Source organism: Arachnia propionica (genome assembly GCF_900637725.1).
Taxonomy (GTDB): Bacteria; Actinomycetota; Actinomycetes; order Propionibacteriales; family Propionibacteriaceae; genus Arachnia; species Arachnia propionica.
Window position 1 is genome coordinate 3,382,711 of the sequence record NZ_LR134406.1, and the last position, 19,639, is coordinate 3,402,349.

A 19,639-nucleotide genomic window follows, 5' to 3' on the forward strand; every position below is an offset into this window, starting at 1 on the left:
GCGCTTCGTGAACCTCATAGGCTGTCCTCATGACTGATCTGCTCGTCACCACCCTGGACGACGGGGTCGCGACTCTCACCCTCAACCGTCCCAACGCCATAAACTCCCTCAACCTGGAGATGCTCCAGACAGCAAGCGAACTCCTCACCTCGTGGGCCCACGACGACTCGGTGCGGGAGGTGGTGCTCCGCGGCGAGGGAACGCGCGGGTTCAGCGCGGGCGCTGATGTGCGGGAGTTGTCGCAGGCTGTCAGCGACAGGGGGCCCTGGCTGCGGTTCCTGGAGGTCGAGTACCTGCTCGACCTGATCGTCGCCCAGTTCCCCAAACACATCACCGCCCACCTCAACGGCATCACCATGGGCGGCGGCCTGGGTCTGACGGTCAACGCCGACCGGCGAATAGTCGATTCGTCGACGCTGATGGCAATGCCGGAGACGAAAATCGGTTTCTTCCCGGACGCTGGTGTCATGTACTGGCTGGCGCGAGCGGGAGCGCTGGGCACCCACATGGCGCTGACCTCCGGCACGGTCGGCGGGGGCGACGCCTTGCGCATCAACCTGGCCGACGAGTCGGCCGACGGTGACCTGCCCACCCCGCTGTCGGAGGCCGTCTGGATCCAGGAGTGCTACACCGGCGATGACCCGGTGGAGATCGCACGCCGGCTCGAGGAACACCCCGACCCGGCCGCCCAGCAGGCGGGCCGCGAGCTGCGGGCCCGCTCACCGTTCTCGGTTCACGTCGCGCTGCGGGCACTGCGACGGGCCGCCACCCTCGACCTGAACGGGGTGCTGCATCAGGACCTGCGACTCGCGGAGCACATGATTCCCGTCGATTTCGTCGAGGGCGTGCGCGCGCTCCTAATCGACAAGGACAACCAGCCCGCCTGGCGCTACGCCACCCTGGAGGACGTGCCCACCCGGGCCGTCGACGAGGTGTTCTCCTACTGACGGAAAAACCCTCGCGGAGTACCACCGCGGACCTTCCGTGACTAGGCTCGTGTCCCATGAGCGATGACCAGTCCCGAAATCCCGGCCTGCCCGCCCGCGACGGCTCCACCGACCCGTGGCTGTGGCTCGAGGACGTGACCGGCGATGACGCGCTGGAATGGGTGCGCGAGCACAACGCGCGCGCCGAGCAGGAACTCGACGCGGACGGCGAGGCGACGACACTGGCGGCGGAGTTGAAAACGATCCTCGACTCCCCGGCGAGCATCCCGAACGTGGTGCGCCGCGGCGACCAGCTGTACAACTTCTGGACCGACGCGGAGCATCCACGGGGGCTGTGGCGGCGCACGTCGATGGACTCTTACCGCACCGAGGAGCCCGACTGGGAGGTGTTGATCGACGTCGACGCCCTCAACGCGGCGGAGCAGGAGGACTGGGTGTGGCACGGCGCCACCGTGCTGCGCCCTGAGGACGGCCAGCCGTGGCGGCACGCCCTGGTCGCCCTGTCCCACGGTGGTTCCGACGCGGACGTAACCCGCGAGTTCGATCTGGTAACCAAACGGTTCGTGCCCGCCTCCGAGGGCGGGTTCGAACGGCCCGCCGCGAAGGGCAGCCTCAGCTGGATCGACTCCGACACGGTGTTCGTCGCCACCGATTTTGGACCCGAGAGCGTCAGCAGCTCCGGGTATCCGCTGCAGGTGCGTCGCTGGCACCGGGGAATGCCGATGCCGGAGGCGGATCTCGTCTACCAGGGCGAACCGACGGACATGCAGGTCGGCGCGGGTCGCGATCACGTGCCGGATTTCGTGCGCGACTGGGTCTACCGGGTCCGCGGCTTCTACGACTACGACCTGTTCCTGTTGAACCCCGACGACTCGCTGAGTCTGATCGACGTCCCCTCCGACTGCACGGCCGCGCCCCACCGCGATCTGCTGCTGCTCACGCCCCGCACCGACTGGGAGGTCGACGACGTGCTGGTGCCTGCGGGGTCCCTCGCCGTGGCGCGGCTGGAGTCGTTCCTGCCCGGCTGGGAGGGAAAGGGACCGCGTGTGCGGGTGTTGTTCGCCCCGTCGGAGTTGACGTCGATCGCGGACTTCTTCGTCACCCGGAACTTCATCGTGATCACCGCCCAGGAGGATGTCCGCACCTACCTGCTGGTGTTCCACCACGACGGTGAGCAGTGGCAGTCGCGCCGCATCCACCGCGACCTGCCGGGCACGGTGTGGGCGTCGGCCGTCGACGACGTCGAGGGCGACGAGCTGTGGATCACGGCCACGGGTTTCCTCCAGCCGTCGACGCTGTACCTGGGCGACCTGGCGCCCCTGCTGGAGGGCGGGGATCCGTCGCCGCTGGTGAGGATGAAGGCGGAGCCGTCGCACTTCGATGTCACTGGCCTCGAGGTGAGCCAGCACTTCGCGATCAGCGACGACGGCACACGCGTGCCGTACTTCCAGATCGGTCGCACCGACCTGCCCCCGGCCGGGGAGAACCCGACCCTGCTGGGAGGGTATGGCGGTTTCGAGGTGTCGATGTCGCCGCAGTACGGGCCGATGACGGGCAAGGCGTGGCTGGAACGGGGCGGCACCCACGTGGTCGCGAACATCCGTGGCGGCGGCGAGTACGGCCCGGCCTGGCACCAGGCCGCGCTGAAGGAGCGCCGGCACCGCGCCTACGAGGATTTCGCGGCGGTCGCGCGGGATCTCGTCGCCCGGGGCGTGACCACCCGGGAGCGCCTGGCGTGCCTGGGCGGGTCGAACGGCGGCCTGCTCACGGGCAACATGCTCACCCAGTACTCGGGCCTGTTCGGGGCGGTGGTGATCCAGGTTCCGCTGCTCGACATGCGCCGCTACACGAAACTCCTGGCCGGGGCGTCGTGGATCGCCGAGTACGGAGATCCCGACACCGACGACTGGGACTACATCCGCACCTTCAGTCCCTACCACCTCCTGGAGGAATCGGCGGACTATCCGGCGACGCTGGTGACCACCTCCACCCGCGACGATCGTGTCCACCCGGGACACGCCCGCAAGTTCACGGCGGCCCTGGAGGCCATCGGCGCCGACGTCCGCTACTGGGAGAACACGGAGGGCGGCCACGGAGGGGCGGCCGACAACGCCCAACGCGCCTGGATGAACGCCCTGATCTGGACCTTCCTCCACCGCACCATAGGCCGCTGACCGGCACCACGAAACCCGATACCCACCCCACCACGCCCGCGACCCTCACCAAGGCGGCGGCTACCGATGTTCTCAGCGTTTCCGCCCGTTGGGGTCCCACTTGGCGGGGCGTCGGATCTTCCGCCTGCCCTCCGACACCACCTCGGGGAGCAGCGAGGCACGGATGCGGCTCTCGTAAATTTCGAAGGATCTCGGCATGAGTTGTCTCAATTCGCTGGATTTGCGACGCGGCGGGAAAGCAGCCGTGATGAACAGGTCAGGTTTCATCAACTGGGCCACACGGATGGCTGGCGACAGGTCTGAATCCGCGCTCACGACGAGGGCAGAATCCATGGCATTGGATGCGACGTCCCGGACCAGGTGCACCGCGATGTTGACGTCGGTTTCTTTTTCCTCGTAGTCCGTCCATCTCGCCCCACAGGACCGGCATCGGCGAGGTTTCTTCTGGTACCTGCCTTCGATGATCTGAACCCGCTGGGGATACTTCGTTTCCAAGGCTTGGTGGTATGTCTGCTGCCTGGCAAGAGCATCCCGCTGCCCACAGACCGGAGCGGTGAAGTAGCGAACGGCAACCAGTTGGCTCCTGGGTCGCAGTTTTTCGGCAAGTGCCACGAGGTCGAGCCAAAGCCAACGGCACTGCGCTGCTTCGTGCAGCCCGTGGTACAGATTGAATCCGTCCACATAGACGATGAGGCGATCCATGAGGTTTCCCGCGAGATTGGTTGTGCAGCACCCTACAAGTGCACTACCATCGTGTCCGTACCCCCCCGGTGCGTTTGAGCTACCGGGCCAACGGCCCCATGCGGGGCCGTTTTTGTTTCACCCCGCAACTCCCGCGACCCTCACCAGAGCGGCTGCCACCGCACCCAGTACCACGACCAGCAGGAACGGAGCACGCAACCGCAGGGCCACCACCGCAACCAGCAGCGACGCCAGCCGCGCGTCGACGGTGACGACACTGCCCGTGGTGAAGGTGGAGATCCCGATCAGCCCGGCCAGCACCCCGACGGTCATGCCGGCCATGGTCAGCACAGTGCGTTCATCGTCGAGGAGACGACGCGGCACCAGCAGGCCCGCCAGTTTGGTCGCGAAACACGCCAGCGACGCGACCAGCACCCAGCCCCACATCAACGCGCCCCCTCATCCCTGGAGGACTGATCCCGGCGGGCGGTGCGCCGACGCTGAAGCAAGGTGGCACCACCGCCAACCACGACGGCCGCCAGGATCGGCAACCCGGCGGGAAACACCGGCACCAACACCACCGTCACCGCGGCCGCGGCGATCGCCGTGGCCACCGCATCACGCGCCACCAGGCGGGGCCACAGCAGCCCACAGAAGGCAGCCAGGGCGGCGCCGTCGAGCCCCCAGGCCTTCGGGTCGCCCAGCAGGTTGCCCAGCAGCGCCCCGACCAGGGTCATCGCATTCCACAGCGCGAACACCCCGGCTCCGGTGACCCAGAAACCCAGCCTCCGCAGCCGCTGGTCCGGCTGGGCCGCGGCCACCGCGGTCGACTCGTCGGTGGTGAAGTGCGCCATCAGGATCCGCTGCGCCCAGAGGGGATGGAACCATGAATTCACCTGCATCACGTAGACGGCGTTGCGCAATCCGACGAGCATGGCCGCCCCGGTGGCGGGCAGCCCACCGCCCGCCAATGCCCCGACGAAGGCGAATTGCGACCCACCCGTGTACATCAGCAGGCTCAACACCATCGCCTGCCAGACATCGAGCCCCGCGGCGACGGCCAATGCCCCGAAGGACACCCCGTAGGCCCCCGTAGCGACGCTGACGGAAAGCGCCATCCGCCACGTGGCGGAGGTTTCCGCGGTCAAGAATTCCCGCCCGTGATCCCTGCAACGAGACCACGTGCCGCCTTCTCACCGAGGTCGACCACCACGTCGACGGGCATGCCCGAGTCGAGCTGCCGGAATCCCGCCTCCAGCAGGCCACGGGTCAGCCCGGCAGCTACCCGCAGCTGCATCGGGTCCTGGACGAGGGCCGCCCACGCCTGGGCGATCGAGTCGCGCATGACGGCGTGGGAGTCGTCCATCACCTTCGCGGTGGCGGGCGACGGCGTGATGGAGCGACTCAACCCCATCAGCCAGCCGTGCCCGGTGCGGGCCGCCTGCTGCAGGTTCGCGCGGACCCACACGACGATGCGCTCGGTCGGCGCCTCGACGGCCTCCAGCTCGGCGGCGACCGCGTCGATCCAGGCGGGCAGGTGACGCGCCAGGACCAGACCACGCAGGTCATCCACGGAATCGACATAACGATAAATACTGTTGCGGGCAATTCCGGCGGCTGCGGTCACGGCGCCGGCGGTCAGCTTCTCGGGCTCGCCGGAACGCATGATCTCCTCAGCGGCGTCGATCAGCCGACGCTGAACCATCGCACGGTGTTGGGCAACGGTGGGGGCTGCGATCTTCGGCACTCGATTCCTTCCTGACTCCTTGGCGACCAATACTAGATCTTGGTCGCGAAACCGCACCAGACCCGCCCACCTTCCACGGGCATCTACACTGGATCGGCACCACGACGACCCTAGGGGGATCATGACCGTCCACGAGCTCATCATCATCGGCTCCGGCCCTGCCGGATACACCGCTGCCATCTACGCGGCCCGCGCCGCGCTGAAACCCATCGTGTTCGAGGGCGCCCTCGACAGCGGCGGCGCGCTGATGAACACCACCGAGGTGGAGAACTTCCCCGGGTTCCCCGACGGCGTGATGGGCCCCGACCTGATGGGCCAGATGCGTTCCCAGGCGGAGAGGTTCGGGGCGCAGCTGGTCACCGACGACGCCGAGGCCGTCGACCTGACCGGCGAGGTCAAGAAGGTCACCGATTCCGCGGGCAAGGTCTGGGAGGCGAAGGCGGTGATCCTGGCCATGGGATCCGGGTACCGCAAGCTGGGCGTCGACGGGGAGGATCGGCTCTCGGGCCGCGGCGTCTCCTGGTGCGCCACCTGCGACGGTGCCTTCTTCCGCGACAAGCCCATAGCCGTGATCGGCGGCGGGGACTCCGCTGTGGAGGAGGCCACCTTCCTGACCCGTTTCGCCTCCCGCGTCACCCTCGTGCACCGGCGCGATGAGCTGCGCGCCTCGAAGGCCATGGCCTCCCGCGCCGAGAAGGACCCGAAACTGGACTTCGCGTGGAACTCGGTGGTGGAATCCGTCAACGGGGATGCGCGAGTGGAATCCGTCACTCTGCGCGACACGGTGACGGGGGAAACCCGCCGGCTGGAGGTCTCCGGGGTGTTCGTCGCCATCGGCCACGACCCGCGCAGCGCGCTGGTCAAGGGGCAGGTGGAGCTCGACGAGGCGGGCTACGTGAAGGTCGCAGCCGGCTCCCAGGCGACGAACCTCCAGGGCGTGTTCGCCTGCGGCGACCTGGTGGACCACACCTACCGCCAGGCCATCACGGCAGCCGGCTCCGGCTGCCAGGCCGCCCTCGACGCCGAACGCTGGCTGGCAGCGAACGAGGCGTGATCGTAGACTCGCCACGAAGAACAAGGAGTGTGAAATGGCCGTTGTCGATGTGACCGAGGCGACCTTCGCCGACGAGGTGCTGCTGTCGCCGGTTCCGGTGGTGGTGGATTACTGGGCCACGTGGTGCGGACCCTGCAAACAGATGGCCCCCATCATCGAGGAACTGGCCCGCGACTACGAGGGCCGGGTGAAATTCGTGAAACTCGACATCAATGCCGAGGTCGCGTTCGCCGCCGAGAAGGGCATCCTCAGCATCCCCACCCTGGAGTTCTACAAATCCGGAAAGGTGGAGAAAACCCTGTCGGGGGGCAAGTCGAAGAACGCGCTCAAGAAGGTCATCGACGAGCTCGTCTGATGACCGATCGTTTCCCGCGCTACGGCGAGGGTTCACCCCGCCGTAGCGCGAGCAGCCCTGAGTCACCCCTGGAACCGGCGTTCCCAATCCCGAGGCGAACGGCGGAGAGCGTCCCGACCCCTCCCAGATTCACCGGACCCCGTCGCAGCGCAGCCACTCCCACCAGTCCAGCCACTCCCACCAGTCCAGCCACTCCCACCAGTCCAGCCACTCCCACCAGTCCAGCCACTCCCACCAGTCCTGCCAGCCCCGACAAAACCACCGTTTTCAAACGCATCACGGAACCGATCGCGCGCCGCTCGGCCACCTCGCCGGAAACGCCAGCACGGGAACCCCGTGAATGGCGCAACGTTCCGAAGGACGACGCCGAGGACGAGATCCCTGCCCGGCCACCGCGACACCACATCCCACCCATCCCCAGGTTCGTGAAGATCACGGGGATCGTCGCGGCGGTGGTGCTGCTCGTGATCGCGGGCTGGCTGGGCATGGTCCTGGGCGGGCTCGGAAAGCCGAGCGCGGACGCGTCGCCGGCCTGGGCCCTGAAGCTGCCGACGCAGATCGGGAGCTTCGCCAACGACGGGGTGAAGGAGTCGGCGGCCCCCAGCGGCGCGGGCACCATCCTGCGATCCAACTACTCCGACGGGAACTCCCAGTTCATGCTGCTGCTGCAACGCCCGGCACCGGAGTTGAACTCCTACCTGACAAGTTCCGGTATCACCAACATCACCTCGGTGCACGACGCCTCGTGCGGAATCTACGACAAAGAACAGATGCCTGTGTGCGCCCGGGTCATCGAAAAAACGGTCATCATGGTCATGGGGTTCAGCGGCCAGAACAACGAGACCTTGGCCGACCTGATCGAGTCCGCCTACAACACGGTCAAGAAGCAGCAGTAGATTTTCGCGGTCGCGCAGCACTGAATCGATTTCAGAGCCATTTGGAGCGCTCCAAACACTCTTTGGTGCTGCGCAACTGCGCTCATTCTCATCGTCCTACGGATAACGTGTACTGGATGAAGGCCACGCGACAAGACACCCGCCTGGACCCGTTCGTCGAACACTACGCCGCCCGCACTCAGGGGCTCAGGGTATCCGCGGTCCGGGCGCTGTTCGCCGTGGCCAACCGGCCCGAGATCGTGTCGCTGGCGGGAGGGATGCCGAACATCAAGGACCTGCCCCTGGGCGAGATCAGCGACCACATCGCCCGGATGATCCGCGACCAGGGCACGCAGGTCATGCAGTACGGCTCCGGACAGGGCGAGCCGCGCATCCGTGAGCAGATCTGCGAGGTCATGGCGGAGGAGAGCAGCGTCGCGGACCCCGACGACATCGTCATCACCGCGGGCTCCCAGCAGGGCCTGGACCTCGTCACCCGCGTCTTCTGCGACCCGGGGGACGTGATCCTGGCCGAGTCGCCGTCCTACGTGGGGGCGCTCGGCACCTTCCAGAGCTATCAGACCGAGGTGGTGCACGTCGCCTGCGACTCCGAGGGGCTGATTCCCGAGGCCCTGACCGAGACCGCCGAACACTTGAAGAAGCAGGGCAGGCGCGTCAAGTTCCTGTACACGATCCCGAACTTCAACAACCCGTCGGGGGTGACGCAGCCCGTGGAGCGGCGCCGCCGGGTCATCGAAAGCTGCGCAGAGGCGGGGGTGCTGGTGGTGGAGGACAACCCCTACGGGCTGCTGACCCTCGATTCCGGCCCGCTCCCGGCGATGCGTTCCCTCGATACGAACGTGGTCTACCTGGGGTCGTTCTCCAAGACCTTCGCTCCGGGATTCCGCGTCGGCTGGGTGTGTGCCCCGCACGGGGTGAGGGAGCGCCTGGTGCTGGCCCAGGAGTCGGCGACGCTGTGCCCTCCGGTGTTCTCCCAGTTCGCGATCAGCAACTACCTGGAGAACTGCGACTGGCGCGGCCAGATCGGGGTCTTCCGAAACATGTACCGCACCCGGCGCGACGCCATGCTCGCCACCCTGGAACGGGAGATGCCCGACGGCTGCTCCTGGACCCGGCCCGCAGGCGGATTCTTCGTCTGGGTGACGTTGCCCGAGGGGCTGGACGCATCGACGATGCTGCCGCGCGGGGTCGGCGCCCGCGTGGCCTTCGTGCCGGGACCCGCGTTCTTCGCCGACGGGCAGGGTTCCCGCAACGTGCGACTGTCCTACTGCTTCCCGCCGCCCGACCGGATCGCGACGGGGGTGGAGCGATTCGCCCAGGTGGTGCGGAGCGAGCTGGAGATGCTGCGGACCTTCGGCATGCACACCCCGTCGCACGCCAACCCGACCAAGGGACCGGGACCGAACCTGAACTGACCACACCCCGAGTGAAGGACTGATGCCATGACCGTGTTCGTGATCGCCGGTGGCCTGAGCCACGAGCGGGAGGTTTCGTTGCGCTCCGGGAAGCGCCTGGCGGGGGCGCTCCGGAAGAGGGGCCACGCGGTGACCGAAACCGACGTCAACGCCGACCTGATCTCTCGGCTACTCGGGGACGAGGGCCCCGTCGCCATCCCGGTGCTGCACGGCGAGCTCGGCGAGGACGGCGCGCTGCGGGAGGTGTTGTGGATGCTGGGGGTGCCTTTCGTCGGCAGCGACGGCGCCAGCTCCCGGCGCACCTTCGACAAGTCGGTGGCGACGCGGCTGGTCGGGGCCGCCGGCCTGGCGACCCCGCAGCAGGTCGCACTGCCCGACGACGTCTTCCGAGAGCTGGGTGCCCAGGCGGTGATGTCGGCGCTCGGGGAGCGGATCGGGTTCCCGCTCATGGTGAAACCCGCCCGGTCGGGTTCGGCGCTCGGGACGGCGAAGGTGGATTCCGCGGACGACCTGCCGGCGGCCCTCGTCGGGGCCTTCGCCTATGGGAGGGATGTGGTGGTGGAGGAGTTCGTTGAGGGCACGGAACTGTCCGTGACCGTCCTCGAGGACGGCACCGGCCCGCGCGCGCTGCCACCCGTCGAGATCAGGCCCGCCTCGGGGGTCTACGACTACGAGTCCCGCTACACCGCAGGGGCCACCCGTTTCCTCACCCCCGGCGAGCTGCCCGACGACGTGCTCGAGGCGGCCGGGGACTTGGCGGTCCGCGCCCACCGGGTGCTCGGCCACCGCGACATCTCCCGCACCGACATGATCGTGCGCGAAGGCGTCCCGGTGTTCCTGGAGAGCAATGTGGCACCCGGCCTGACGGACACCTCGCTGACGCCCCTCGCCCTGGAGGCCGCCGGTCTCGACATGGGGGAGGTGTTCTCCGCCCTCGTGGAGCGGGCGCGCCACCGCAACCAGTGACGGGGTCCCTTTCCAAAGCCGGTTGAGCCAGCACGTGAGCACCTCTTTTCCAAAGCTGGTTGAGCCGGGGCGCGAGGAACGAGCGACCCGAGTCGAAACCACCGGCAGCCGAACAACATACTCAACCCAGGTCACCATGGTTTCGACACGACCCACTCGCTGACGCTCGCAGGCCGGCTCAACCAACTTCCAACCCCCGAAGTCGAAACCACCGCCCCGGATCAACCACCTTGTCTCCGTCTGGACGTCTCATTTTCCTTTTAGGACAAAACCCCTTGTCAGAGGCCCGAGCGCCAACCGTCGCAGCCGGTTTTATCGACTTATCGATCAAGCGGTAGAGTTATTTGGGAACTCCTGTCAGGGCTCGACGGTGCGGCCGTCGATCACGGCCATGATCCGGTCGAGATCGTCGGTGGAGGCGAACTCGATGGTGATCCTGCCCTTGTTCTTGCCGATGGCGACCTTCACCCGGGTGTCGAAGTGGTCGGAGAGAAGCGCCGCGACGGCAGCTTCACGTTCCGATGGCAGTCGGCGGACGCGGGGGGTGGGTTCCTCCTCGGTGGGGGCGTTGCCGAGCCGGACGATCTCTTCGGTGCTGCGGACCGAGAGACCCTCTGCGACGATCCGCTCGGCGAGCAGCTCCTGCGATCTCTGGTTGGTCAGCCCGAGCAGCGCGCGCGCGTGTCCCGCGGAGAGCACCCCGGCCGCCACCTTCGTCTGCACGGTGGAGGGGAGGTTCAGCAGCCGCAGGGTGTTCGAGATCTGCGGACGGCTGCGATGAATCCGCTGGGAGAGTTCCTCCTTGGTGCAGTTGAAGTCGCCCAGGAGCTGTTGGTAGGCGAGGGCTTCCTCCAGGGGGTTGAGGTTGGCGCGGTGCAGGTTCTCCAGGAGCGCGTCGCGGAGGAGCGCGTCGTCGTCGGTCCCGCGGACGATGGCCGGGATCGTTTCCTTGCCCGCCATCTTGGAAGCGCGGAACCGACGCTCACCCATGATCAGCTCGAAGTGCTTGGGGGCCACTTCACGTACAACGACGGGCTGCAGCACGCCGAACTCGCCGATGGAGGCGGCCAGCTCGCTCAGGTCGTCCTCGTCAAAGACGTGACGCGGCTGCCGGGGATTGGGGACGATCTGGTCCAGCGGCAGCTCGACGAAATAGGAGCCGTCCCGGAGCCGGTCGGAGGGGGCTGTGGTGTCGCGGGTGTTCTCCTCGTCCGTCCGGGCGAAGAGGTCTCCCAGACCCTTCCCGAGGCCCACGTGTTGCTTTCCCCTGGCCATCAGGCGGCTCCTTCCTCGGTCGTGGCGGCACGGGCGATCTCCTCGGCTGCTTTGAGGTAGGCAACCGCGCCGGGAGATTTGGGGTAGTAGGTGAGAACACTCTGCCCGTAGGAAGGCGCCTCGGCAATTCGCACCGAGCGCGGAATCTCCACGTCGAGGGTTTCCTTACCGAAGTGGGCTCGCACCTCGCCGGCCACCTCGTGGGAGAGATTGGTGCGGTTGTCGAACATGGTGAGCAGCACCGTCGTTAGCTGCAAACGATCGTTCAGGTTCCCTTTGACCCGCTGAATGGTACGCATCAGCTGGGAGACTCCTTCCAGGGCGTAGTACTCGCACTGGATCGGCACCATGATCTCGGTGGATGCGACGAGGGCGTTGAGGGTGAGCAGCCCGAGAGAAGGGGGGCAGTCGAAGAAAACGTAATCGACCCCGGATTCCTCGATGTAGGCGGCCAGCGCTCTCTTCATCCTGGATTCGCGGCCCGGCTCGTTCACGAGTTCCAGTTCCGCCGTCGAAAGGTCGACGGTGGCGGGCAGGACGTGCAGGTTCGGCGTGTGAGGCGACTGCTTGGCCAGATCCTGGATCCGCTCGCCATGAAGCAACACCTCGTAGGCTCCCGGGGTCCCGGGATCGTGATCTATGCCCAGGGCAGTGGATGCGTTGCCCTGCGGGTCGATGTCGATCACGAGCACGTTGAGCCCACCGAAGGCGAGCGCGGTGGCGATGTTCACGGTGGTGGTGGTCTTTCCGACGCCGCCTTTCTGGTTAGCCACCACGAAAACGCGTGGATTCTCCGGGCTCGGCAACGTCGGCACCTGGCTCTCGTCGTCGTACTCGGTGCCGTACTCGTCGTCGGCCACCCAGTCGTCATCGGCGCGATCGAAAAACGCGCGGCGCGGCCCGGTGGGGGTCTGGATGGCCGTTTCACGTGAAACGCTCTCGTGGTCCTTCCAAGGCTCGACGTCCACGTCGTGTTTCGGAGTACGCTTGCGCTTGCGAAAGAACAGGGCCATTGAGTCCTCCTTTGACGGTCACCAACTTTAGCCTGAGTCGGTGACGCGAACTGAAACCTCGCCGCGTTTCACGTGAAACGTACTGCACGAATCCGAACGGACGACAGGTACCAATGGCCACAAGCCTCGCGAGATTACCAGTTTCCTCCGAGGGCGCACGGAATGAGATCCGGTAGGACACTCAAGAGCCGGGGGCGGTTGAGCAATCGGAACCCGGATTGGTCGATACTCCAGGGGACCCACGACGCGATTCCACGGGATCTCACTCGTCGCGCCCACACTAGGATGGAGTGGTCGGGAGACCTCGGCTGATCCGAGCCGTCGCATTCGTTGCGGCATCACACCCCGCAGGGGCCATCGGCGGCAGGTCCGGTCAGCACGACCCCCGGCGTCGGGTTTTCAGAACGGCGCACCGACTCTGCCAGCTCATTCCTCTTGCCCTGTATTCGCTTCCTTCTGTGCCGGTGCGGTGTTGCCTCAATCCACGAAATTCGGGGCGCTTCCTCACCGCACAACCAGGGCGATCCGTCCCCGTGGTGCGTTTCACGTGAAACGCACCACGCAAAGGGAGCGGTTCTCCGTTACCTTCCGCGTTCCTCGTCATTCGCTGCACGCCCCGCCCCGCACCTCTGCAAACCCGGGTACCTGGCTGCTCGAATCAGAATATGCGGCGATTTCACAGGGTTTAATCTATATATCGACATAACTCCTTACCTTTAAATAGGCGAGAAAAGGCTTCTGACAAGCCTGTTCGCTCATCGACGGGCGTACTTGGCCAAAATCGAGTCGGCACCGAGCCAGTCCCCTCGGCGAGACCGCACGAAACCCTCCTCCGGCGGAAGAAGAGCCAGGCACGGGAACCCCGGGCCCTGTTCTGAAGGTCATGTCCGGCCACGAGGTTTCCGCCACGCGACCGGTCCACACCCCGCCCAGCACGCGCTCGCTCAATCCACTTGGATCCGCGAGCACCGCCCGTCTCTTTCGGGGTTTCCGGGTGTTCACGGTTGTGGTCGCGTTTCACGTGGAACGCCCGGCGAGAATCACCGACCGTGATTCTGCGGGTCACCCATTTCCCTCAAGAGAATTGATTGGCGTGAGCTCAGGTTTGTCGAGATGCTGGTCAGTACGTGGATCGCCGGCTCCCCGGGGAATCACCGGTCATGCCGCTCTTGTGCAAGTCTCCAACCCGGTCCGGCAACCAGCCCGTCATCGACGCGATCAGAACCACCGGTCTCGGAACCGACCAAATCCCACATCCCGACGGGGTCACGCACCTACAGCCCCCGCTGGGCCCGTCCTTCGGCAGCAGGGTTTCCACTCGCCGTCGCGGCCACATCGCTGCCGCCCATTCCGATGCCTCCACCGCCCCGCGAATCGATTCCCTCGACACCATGAGCGGTCCCGCCGCGATCGCCAGCCCGAACCTTGCAGCCGTGGCATGCGAGATCGACAAGATCCAAACCAAAATCAACCACCCGGCCGGGTTCAAACCCGCCGCCTCGAAGAACAGCCCCGAAGAACAGACCCACCCCACCTGCCCACCCCCATCTGTCCAGCCTCACCGACGTCCGACGCTGCGCCAGCCAACCCTAAGATTTCGCTGGGACAGCCGCACAGATACCACGCGGGGATTCCTGGCTCTTCCCGATTGCACACACCCCCGATTACACACACCCCCGTTCCACGTGAAACGGGACAACGCACGCGGGTAACTCACAAGAGTCCGCCGGCGTTGAACGCCGATCAAGCAATGAATCTATTTAGAGATAAAACCATCAAACTGCTCAACCGAACTATGAGGATCGCCCGGGTTTGCTTCGCATTCGAGGATGGTGCCGACGCTCTTCCGAAACACGAAGCGCACATACAGCACATCCGTACCTTCCTGTTCGTCGATCCAAGATCCGGCGCGCCTGCGGCCGGGCATGCGGCCGCGACAGGATCACGAAAACATGGGAGCGTTCCACGTGAAACGGAAAGGGTTCGTCCAAGTATGCTCCGCACCCCACCCGAAGGCCGGACGCCCTCGTCAATCCGGTTGCTCACGACTCCCCACGCACTTAACCGGGATGGATGGTTTCACGTGAAACGCGTGGCAGTCATTCCTTTCCATTGGATCGGATGCGCCCGACCAACCACATTCCGAGCACTACTGACGGCCCGATGACGAGAACCGCGACAAGCGCCCGGAGAAATGCCTCCCCCGCTCCGGAGAACTTGAAGACCTCGGAGACGATGATCCAGTAGACGTCAAGCCCCGGCAACAGCGCACCCGCTATTCCGACGATGCACAGCTCAGTACTCGGGATGCGCAGGTAGCCGGATGACAGACCAGACACCACACCGAGCACCAAAGCTGCTATCCCGACTGCCAATGTCGGGTCCAGCGAAGCGTGACGTTGAAGAACGACATTGACGATCCCGGTCAACGCTCCCGCCCCAGCCGCAGGAAGCAGCAGCCTGGGGCCACCGCGCATGAACACCGCATTCCCCAGAGCACCGACCATGCATGCAACAATCACGAGCCATAGCCCCAAGGGTCCCGGACGAGTGGCGAACGCCGCCCCCGTGGCATTCACTCCTCCGACCTGACTGAGCGCCAATGTCCCACCGAGAGTCGTCATCGAGACGAGCACCAGAACGGCCGTCAGCCGTGCCGCCGCGGTGACGTAGTAGGTGTTGATGGCGTCCTGAGCGGCTTGGACGATCTGAGGAATCGGAAGCAGGAGCACCAGTCCCGTGGCGATGATTGCCGCAGAGGCCGATATCGTCGCGATTCCGCAAACATTCAGCAGAACCCCCAGCAATACCGCCAATGCCGCTTGCCCCGAGACGGAGAACGCTTTCGGAAGGCCAATGCGGTCCAGCAGAGCACCGAATCTGTTGACAAGCAGTAGACAGCCGCTGGCTAGAGCAGCAGCCACCAGACTACCGCCGGTTTGCAGAGTGATCGAGGCCGCAAGCACCATTCCCCCGAGAACAACGATCCACCAAGGCCAAGGCGATGACTCTCGTTCCAGTTGATCCATGAGATCAGAAGCGTGTTTTACATCGACATCTTCGCGCAACATCTCAGCCAACACCTGGTGGAGTCGGCCCATGCGGTGCAGATCAAAGGAATCGATGGTGGCGGCGGCCCGCGTCATCATGATCGGGACTCCCCGCTCCGACACATGAGAAGCCATCATCGTCCGCCCCACCGCCGTCACGGACAGATCAGCCATTCCGAGCGCTCGTGCACATCCCGTCATTGCATTGACCGCGGCACGTGTGTCAAACCCTGCCTCCAGCATCATGACACCAAGCCGGAGAGCAACAGTGATGATCTCTGATCTCGCCGTGATCGAGGTGGGTTGATCCGGAATCACTACTTCCGCAACCCATTCTTCCTGGGCCGCATCGACAAATTCGACTGGACCGACAAATTCGACTGGCTCGCTCATTACGCGCTTCTCCTTCCGGACATTCCCGAGAACCTTACGCAGAACCAGGCTCCGACCGGTTTTGTCCGATGCCCAAACCTAGTGGCCTCGATTCCATTCGCTCTTCATCAGGCCACCGATCTCACACAATGGATCGCATCACGATTCCAGCGGCGCATGCGGCTTGACCGTTTTATCGACAAAGCAGTTTATAGACGGAATCCTTCGGTGGCTCGGGAAGGTGAAACATGCCGTCCCGAGTGGTCGCGGCGAATGGGTTTCTACTTCGCAAGCACCCGGATCGCTCGCGTCCCCTCGATCTCCGGAACTGCTCGAACGTGAAGCACCTGGGCGGTCAGCCTGCATTTGTCCAGACGTTTGCGGGCTGCCTCGATCTCCTCCTCCGCCCCCGCTCCCTTGAGGGCCAGTAGCTCGCCGCCCGGGAAGAACATGGGAGTGGTCCACTTCAGCAGTTTCTCCAGCGGTGCCACCGCGCGGCAGGTCACAACGTCAAAGGTTTCGTCGCAGTCCTCGGCGCGCAGCCGTTCAACCCGCACCCGTTCACCCAGCCCGAGTTCCTCGACGGCCAGCGTAAGGAAGTTGTGGCGCCGCAGCAGAGGTTCCAGGAGAGTCACTTGGAGATCATCCCGGCACAGCGCCAGCGGGATCCCGGGCAGCCCGGCGCCGGAACCGACGTCCGCCACATCCGTTCCCCGCCCCAGCACATCCACCAGCGCCAAGGAGTTCGAGATGTGCCTGCTCCAGACCTTTCCGGCCTCGCGCGGCCCGAGCAGCCCCCACTCGATGCCCCGGGTGCGCAGCATCTCCGCGTAGGCACCCAGGTTCTCGATCCGCTCCGGGAATCTCCTAGCCAGAGCGGCTCTGGCCGCCTCCTCCACCAGACCCTGATCGTTCGGTTCCGCTTCAGCCATACCGTTTCCCTCCCCGCCGCGAGGCAGTTTTCCACAGGTTATCCACCGTTGTGCAAAACGGGATCCGTTCAGGGTTTGGAAACCACCACGCGGCGGAACGGGGGTTCTCCCTCCGATTCGCTGGTCAGCCCGGCCGCCGCCACCTCGTCATGGATGATCTTGCGTTCGTAGGCGTTCAGCGGGGCCATTCTCACGGGCTCCCCGTTCTCCACGACCTCCGCGATGGCGTCCTTGGCCAGGGCCACCAGCTCAAGGCGACGCCGCTCCCGGAAACCGCCGATGTCCAAGGTGAGCCGGGAACGGTGCCCCGTCTCGGTCATCACCACCAGGCGGGACAACTCCTGCAGGGCGTCGAGCACTTCGCCGTCCTTGCCCACCAAGCGGTCGTCCTCGGTGTCGATGACCACATGCGCACGGCCGTTACTCACGGAGTTCTCGATGTCGCCGTCGAGGTCCGCGATGTCCAACAGCTCCTCAAGGTAGTCGGCAACCAGGTCGCCCTCGGCCAACAAGGTTTCGTTATCGGTTTTCTCAGTCATGTCGCTCCGATCGGATGAGGCCCGATTCACTTCTTCTTGCGGGCGGATCGAGTGGTGCTGCGGGGCTGACGACGAACCCCGCCCTGCGCATTCGAAGATCCGCCGGAGTTGTCAGTCTTCAAGGTCGTGCGGTTCACCTGCTGCCGCACGACACGACGCCTCCCGCTCTCGTCGACGGGCTGCTGTACGACGGCCTCGACGGGCCGCCTGTTCTTGCGCCGTTTCGCGTTGCGGGCCTCCATGATGGCCTTCGGATCCTTGCCCTGGGAGCGCATCCGCTCCTCCCAGTCGATGTAGGCGGGAGTGTTGGGGGCCGGGTTGTTGCGGATCAGCAACCCCTGCTGGCTCATCGTCCAGATGTTGCTGGCGCTCCAGTAGATCAGCACACCGAGCGGGAGCACCGCCGAGGAGGCCGCGTACATGATCGGGAAGATGTAGAGCATCACCTTCTGGCTCTGCGCCATGGGGCCACTCAGGGCCTCCGGGGGCATGTTCTTGCGCATCAGCTGGAGCTGGGTCAGGAACAGGGTGATGACCAAAAGCGCGATCAGCACGATGCCCAGGATCTGGGTGGCGCCGAACGGGTCGATCGGGAAGATACGGCCCGCCAGTTTCGCCCCGAAGAGGTCGGCTCCCTGCAGCGAGGCGACGAGATCCGGATTGGCCTGGAACCAGTAGCCCCGGACCTGGTTGTCGGCCACGCCCTGAAGAACTCGGAACAGGGACAGGAAAACGGGCATCTGCAGCAGCATCGGGAAGCAGGAGGCCATTGGGTTGACCCCCTCCTCCGCGTAGAGTTTTTGCATTTCACGGGCGACCCGTTCCCGATCCGCGCCGTGTTTCTTCTGCAGCTCCTGGATCCTGGGTTGCAGCATCTGCATGGCCCTGGAGGAGTTGATTTGTTTGACGAACAACGGGATCATCATGGTCCGCACCACCAGGGTGAGGGTGATGATCGCGAGGGTCCAGGACACCCCGGAGTCGGCCCCGAACAGCGGAGCCCACAGGCCGTGGAACAGCACCATCAGCCCCGAGATGACCCAGTACAGGGGCTGCATCATCGCGGAGAGCAATCCGTAGAGGCCGTCCCAGATGGACAGCGGCACCAAGAGGTCGATCATCTAGGACACCTTCTGCCCGGACAACAACCGGGCCTCGTCTCGTCGGACTTCCTCAGCCCATTCTGCGGCCTCGGGAGTCCCGGGAACATAGTCGACCCCACCCGCCGACCACGGGTGGCAGCGCACGATCCGGCGCACGGTCAGGAATCCTCCTTTGATCCCGCCGTGAAACTCGACCGCGCGCTCCCCGTAGGCGGAGCAGCTGGGATGAAATTTGCAGACCTCCCCGTACAGCGGGGAGATGAACTTGCGCCAGGCTCGGATGAACCAGAGCATCGGATACTTCAGCACGTCGCCCTCGTGAACGCTCGCCGCCAGGCCGACTCGAGATCGCCGGCCAGCCTCTCGGGTTCGGATGAGGAAGGGGGCAGGGCCCGCACCACCACGTCGGCGACGAATGGGGTGGGAAGACCGGCGGCCAGATGCCGCAGGCGACGTTTCACCCGGTTGCGGGTCACGGCGTTTCCGATGGCTTTCGACACAACAAAACCCACCCGAGTCTCCTCGGATGGATTCCGGTTGCTCACGGCCACGTGGACCACGACGCTCGGGGTGCCGGCCCGCACGCCCTGCCGGAAGGTCGCGGTGAAGTCAGTGGAGCGACGCAACCGACGGGATCGGGGCAGCACTGCCGGGATCAGGCGGACAGTTCCGTGCGACCCTTGCGGCGACGGGCGCTCAGGATGGCGCGACCGGCGCGGGTACGCATGCGGGAGCGGAAACCGTGCGTGCGGCTGCGACGACGGTTGCTCGGCTGGAAGGTGCGCTTGCTCATGCGATGACTCCATAGGTGATCTTCGACTCGGGAAGGTCCGCTCCCGTGGGCAGCGGCTGTCCAACGATACGCGCAGCGGCGGATTTCCACAAACCGTTACCGCCCCCATCCGGGCCCCGCGAATTACACTGCTGTAGTACTCAGACACGGGCATTTCCGTGTTGCGAACGGCCTCCGGGAGCACTAGTTTCGTGTTCTACGCGGCTGGCTTATCCACAGTCCCCGGCGGCCGCCGTCCAGGGTGGGGGGAGTTATACCCTGTTGTGGACAACCCTGTGGAATACCGCTCCACTTTGTGTGGAACGCCTTGTCAGGAAGGAGTCGCTC

21 protein-coding genes are annotated in these 19,639 nt (G+C 65.4%); 7 read left to right on the forward strand and 14 right to left on the reverse strand.

Annotated features, from left to right (window positions below):
* Positions 1 to 29 precede the first annotated feature (29 nt).
* Both EL272_RS15070 and EL272_RS15075 read left to right on the forward strand, forming a co-directional pair.
* Positions 30 to 947, forward strand: coding sequence for an enoyl-CoA hydratase/isomerase family protein (locus EL272_RS15070; protein WP_014848072.1), 918 nt, complete (start codon positions 30 to 32; stop codon positions 945 to 947).
* A gap of 56 nt (positions 948 to 1,003) precedes the next feature.
* Positions 1,004 to 3,121 (forward strand): prolyl oligopeptidase family serine peptidase, encoded by a 2,118-nt coding sequence (locus EL272_RS15075; protein ID WP_014848073.1) that lies wholly within the window; start codon positions 1,004 to 1,006, stop codon positions 3,119 to 3,121.
* 72 nt (positions 3,122 to 3,193) lie between these two features.
* On the opposite strand, the gene EL272_RS15080 is transcribed toward EL272_RS15075, so the two are convergent.
* From EL272_RS15080 to EL272_RS15095, 4 genes are all read right to left on the reverse strand, one after another.
* Entirely contained in the window at positions 3,194 to 3,823 is a 630-nt protein-coding gene (locus tag EL272_RS15080) for an NYN domain-containing protein (protein WP_014848074.1), read from the reverse strand.
* 117 nt (positions 3,824 to 3,940) lie between these two features.
* Positions 3,941 to 4,249 (reverse strand): AzlD domain-containing protein, encoded by a 309-nt coding sequence (locus EL272_RS15085; protein WP_014848075.1) that lies wholly within the window; start codon positions 4,247 to 4,249, stop codon positions 3,941 to 3,943.
* The gene (locus tag EL272_RS15090; RefSeq protein ID WP_014848076.1) at positions 4,249 to 4,950 is read right to left on the reverse strand and encodes an AzlC family ABC transporter permease; all 702 of its coding nucleotides are present in this window, start codon (positions 4,948 to 4,950) and stop codon (positions 4,249 to 4,251) included. Before EL272_RS15090 ends, EL272_RS15085 begins: the two co-directional genes overlap by 1 nt.
* Complete coding sequence (locus EL272_RS15095; protein ID WP_014848077.1) at positions 4,947 to 5,549, reverse strand: TetR family transcriptional regulator; 603 nt, start codon at positions 5,547 to 5,549, stop codon at positions 4,947 to 4,949. Before EL272_RS15095 ends, EL272_RS15090 begins: the two co-directional genes overlap by 4 nt.
* 121 nt (positions 5,550 to 5,670) lie before the next feature.
* Between EL272_RS15095 and trxB the strand changes: the two genes are divergently transcribed.
* A complete protein-coding gene (trxB, locus tag EL272_RS15100) occupies positions 5,671 to 6,603 on the forward strand; it encodes a thioredoxin-disulfide reductase (RefSeq protein ID WP_061788071.1) in 933 nt (310 codons plus the stop codon).
* A gap of 34 nt (positions 6,604 to 6,637) precedes the next feature.
* Positions 6,638 to 6,958, forward strand: a complete 321-nt coding sequence (trxA, locus tag EL272_RS15105) for a thioredoxin (protein WP_014848079.1) — start codon at positions 6,638 to 6,640, stop codon at positions 6,956 to 6,958.
* A 19-nt stretch (positions 6,959 to 6,977) separates the two neighbouring features.
* Here the strand turns inward: trxA and EL272_RS15110 are convergent, their stop codons facing one another.
* Complete coding sequence (locus EL272_RS15110) at positions 6,978 to 7,235, reverse strand: hypothetical protein (protein WP_126409523.1); 258 nt, start codon at positions 7,233 to 7,235, stop codon at positions 6,978 to 6,980.
* Positions 7,236 to 7,383: 148 nt separating this feature from the next.
* Between EL272_RS15110 and EL272_RS15115 the strand changes: the two genes are divergently transcribed.
* From EL272_RS15115 to EL272_RS15125, 3 genes are all read left to right on the forward strand, one after another.
* The gene (locus EL272_RS15115) at positions 7,384 to 7,854 is read left to right on the forward strand and encodes a hypothetical protein (RefSeq protein ID WP_061788069.1); all 471 of its coding nucleotides are present in this window, start codon (positions 7,384 to 7,386) and stop codon (positions 7,852 to 7,854) included.
* Positions 7,855 to 7,970: 116 nt separating this feature from the next.
* Positions 7,971 to 9,269, forward strand: a complete 1,299-nt coding sequence (locus tag EL272_RS15120) for an aminotransferase-like domain-containing protein (protein ID WP_061788119.1) — start codon at positions 7,971 to 7,973, stop codon at positions 9,267 to 9,269.
* A gap of 27 nt (positions 9,270 to 9,296) precedes the next feature.
* Positions 9,297 to 10,235 (forward strand): D-alanine--D-alanine ligase family protein, encoded by a 939-nt coding sequence (locus EL272_RS15125; protein ID WP_061788068.1) that lies wholly within the window; start codon positions 9,297 to 9,299, stop codon positions 10,233 to 10,235.
* Positions 10,236 to 10,592: 357 nt separating this feature from the next.
* Here the strand turns inward: EL272_RS15125 and EL272_RS15130 are convergent, their stop codons facing one another.
* From EL272_RS15130 to rpmH, 9 genes are all read right to left on the reverse strand, one after another.
* The gene (locus EL272_RS15130) at positions 10,593 to 11,510 is read right to left on the reverse strand and encodes a ParB/RepB/Spo0J family partition protein (RefSeq protein ID WP_014848083.1); all 918 of its coding nucleotides are present in this window, start codon (positions 11,508 to 11,510) and stop codon (positions 10,593 to 10,595) included.
* Entirely contained in the window at positions 11,510 to 12,523 is a 1,014-nt protein-coding gene (locus EL272_RS15135; protein ID WP_014848084.1) for a ParA family protein, read from the reverse strand. Before EL272_RS15135 ends, EL272_RS15130 begins: the two co-directional genes overlap by 1 nt.
* Positions 12,524 to 14,622: 2,099 nt before the next feature.
* The gene (locus EL272_RS15140) at positions 14,623 to 15,966 is read right to left on the reverse strand and encodes a threonine/serine exporter family protein (RefSeq protein ID WP_014848087.1); all 1,344 of its coding nucleotides are present in this window, start codon (positions 15,964 to 15,966) and stop codon (positions 14,623 to 14,625) included.
* A gap of 260 nt (positions 15,967 to 16,226) precedes the next feature.
* Complete coding sequence (gene rsmG / locus EL272_RS15145; protein WP_014848088.1) at positions 16,227 to 16,877, reverse strand: 16S rRNA (guanine(527)-N(7))-methyltransferase RsmG; 651 nt, start codon at positions 16,875 to 16,877, stop codon at positions 16,227 to 16,229.
* A gap of 68 nt (positions 16,878 to 16,945) precedes the next feature.
* Positions 16,946 to 17,416 (reverse strand): Jag family protein, encoded by a 471-nt coding sequence (locus tag EL272_RS15150; protein ID WP_014848089.1) that lies wholly within the window; start codon positions 17,414 to 17,416, stop codon positions 16,946 to 16,948.
* Between the two features lie 26 nt (positions 17,417 to 17,442).
* The gene (gene yidC, locus EL272_RS15155) at positions 17,443 to 18,537 is read right to left on the reverse strand and encodes a membrane protein insertase YidC (RefSeq protein WP_061788066.1); all 1,095 of its coding nucleotides are present in this window, start codon (positions 18,535 to 18,537) and stop codon (positions 17,443 to 17,445) included.
* Positions 18,538 to 18,828 carry a membrane protein insertion efficiency factor YidD gene (gene yidD, locus EL272_RS15160; protein ID WP_014848091.1) on the reverse strand — a complete coding sequence of 97 codons (291 nt, stop codon included), beginning with the start codon at positions 18,826 to 18,828 and terminating at the stop codon, positions 18,538 to 18,540.
* On the reverse strand, positions 18,822 to 19,166 hold the full coding sequence (gene rnpA / locus EL272_RS15165; RefSeq protein ID WP_061788065.1) for a ribonuclease P protein component: 345 nt from the start codon (positions 19,164 to 19,166) through the stop codon (positions 18,822 to 18,824). Before rnpA ends, yidD begins: the two co-directional genes overlap by 7 nt.
* Positions 19,167 to 19,174: 8 nt before the next feature.
* Complete coding sequence (rpmH, locus tag EL272_RS15170) at positions 19,175 to 19,312, reverse strand: 50S ribosomal protein L34 (protein WP_014848093.1); 138 nt, start codon at positions 19,310 to 19,312, stop codon at positions 19,175 to 19,177.
* Positions 19,313 to 19,639 lie beyond the last annotated feature (327 nt).

Excerpts from the sequence above, each read along its gene's own strand:
- EL272_RS15070 (WP_014848072.1), top strand. The coding sequence starts at position 30 with ATGACTGATCTGCTCGTCACCACCCTGGACGACGGGGTCGCGACTCTC.
- EL272_RS15075 (WP_014848073.1), top strand. The coding sequence starts at position 1,004 with ATGAGCGATGACCAGTCCCGAAATCCCGGCCTGCCCGCCCGCGACGGC.
- EL272_RS15080 (WP_014848074.1), bottom strand. The coding sequence starts at position 3,823 with ATGGATCGCCTCATCGTCTATGTGGACGGATTCAATCTGTACCACGGG.
- EL272_RS15085 (WP_014848075.1), bottom strand. The coding sequence starts at position 4,249 with ATGTGGGGCTGGGTGCTGGTCGCGTCGCTGGCGTGTTTCGCGACCAAA.
- trxB (WP_061788071.1), top strand. The coding sequence starts at position 5,671 with ATGACCGTCCACGAGCTCATCATCATCGGCTCCGGCCCTGCCGGATAC.
- trxA (WP_014848079.1), top strand. The coding sequence starts at position 6,638 with ATGGCCGTTGTCGATGTGACCGAGGCGACCTTCGCCGACGAGGTGCTG.
- EL272_RS15110 (WP_126409523.1), bottom strand. The coding sequence starts at position 7,235 with ATGCGTTTGAAAACGGTGGTTTTGTCGGGGCTGGCAGGACTGGTGGGA.
- EL272_RS15120 (WP_061788119.1), top strand. The coding sequence starts at position 7,971 with ATGAAGGCCACGCGACAAGACACCCGCCTGGACCCGTTCGTCGAACAC.
- EL272_RS15125 (WP_061788068.1), top strand. The coding sequence starts at position 9,297 with ATGACCGTGTTCGTGATCGCCGGTGGCCTGAGCCACGAGCGGGAGGTT.
- EL272_RS15130 (WP_014848083.1), bottom strand. The coding sequence starts at position 11,510 with ATGGCCAGGGGAAAGCAACACGTGGGCCTCGGGAAGGGTCTGGGAGAC.
- EL272_RS15135 (WP_014848084.1), bottom strand. The coding sequence starts at position 12,523 with ATGGCCCTGTTCTTTCGCAAGCGCAAGCGTACTCCGAAACACGACGTG.
- EL272_RS15140 (WP_014848087.1), bottom strand. The coding sequence starts at position 15,966 with ATGAGCGAGCCAGTCGAATTTGTCGGTCCAGTCGAATTTGTCGATGCG.
- rsmG (WP_014848088.1), bottom strand. The coding sequence starts at position 16,877 with ATGGCTGAAGCGGAACCGAACGATCAGGGTCTGGTGGAGGAGGCGGCC.
- EL272_RS15150 (WP_014848089.1), bottom strand. The coding sequence starts at position 17,416 with ATGACTGAGAAAACCGATAACGAAACCTTGTTGGCCGAGGGCGACCTG.
- yidC (WP_061788066.1), bottom strand. The coding sequence starts at position 18,537 with ATGATCGACCTCTTGGTGCCGCTGTCCATCTGGGACGGCCTCTACGGA.
- rpmH (WP_014848093.1), bottom strand. The coding sequence starts at position 19,312 with ATGAGCAAGCGCACCTTCCAGCCGAGCAACCGTCGTCGCAGCCGCACG.